The organism is Alloscardovia theropitheci, from assembly GCF_004332295.1.
Lineage (GTDB): Bacteria > Actinomycetota > Actinomycetes > Actinomycetales > Bifidobacteriaceae > Alloscardovia > Alloscardovia theropitheci.
Genome location: NZ_RXLP01000013.1, coordinates 1 through 751, shown reverse-complemented (window position 1 = coordinate 751; position 751 = coordinate 1). Strand labels below are relative to the sequence as shown.

Sequence of the window (751 nt, the reverse complement as noted above, 5' to 3'; positions counted from 1 at the left end):
GTGTAGCAGAAACTGCACTTGCCTTTGTTCCGTTTGGTAAGGCGTTGTCTTCCATAAAAAGTGCAAAGTCTGTTGCTAAGGCTGGTGGAAAGATGGCTTTGGTATTAGGCAAGAGCGAGGGTTCTGTATCGTGGGGTACTTTTATGAAGACGAATGCGAAGAATTATGTGAAGGATTTATATCTTCCTGGCATTGTCAAGCATAAGACTGATTTTACGACTATGACTACGGAGATTGTGGTTAAAGATACGACAAGTCTTGTTAAGGAGGGAGTGAAGAATGGGAAGAATTTTTATGGGTTAGTTCGGAACAATTATGAGGATAAGGATACTACGTCATCGGGTGTTAAAACTATGATGAATATTGCGGGTAGTACGTGGATGAAGGCGAGTAGTGAAGGGTATTCGAAATTGTATGATGGGCCGAAGAAGATTATTGAATTCTTCCGGGGTAAGTGAGATGAGAGTTTGAGCGTGGATATGGCTGATGGTGTAGATGGTGAGGGTATGTCTCAGGTTTTGAATGATACTGCTGATGAGTCTGTGTTTGAGTTTGATGATTCGTATCAGCGTTCGAATTTGTCATATATGATGGATGCTCTTTTACCTGAGACGTTATACTACAGTGATGGTGATGGAAGAGCCCTAACCCTTAGGGGAATTCAGCTCAAGGCGATTAGTTATATCGTGCTGATGGCGACCGTTTTTTATTTGTCTTATTTTTTTGTTGATTTTAATGATGATAATAAGAC

General features: G+C 40.7%; 2 protein-coding genes. Both read left to right on the top strand.

All coding sequences use genetic code 11. The features are described from left to right. Nucleotides 1-458 (top strand): hypothetical protein (locus EJ419_RS08310; protein WP_165496205.1); only part of this gene is annotated, 458 nt, incomplete at its 5' end. A 21-nt stretch (nt 459-479) separates the two neighbouring features. Then, the coding region (locus EJ419_RS02635; protein ID WP_131283378.1) for a hypothetical protein at nt 480-751 on the top strand (272 nt) is incomplete at its 3' end.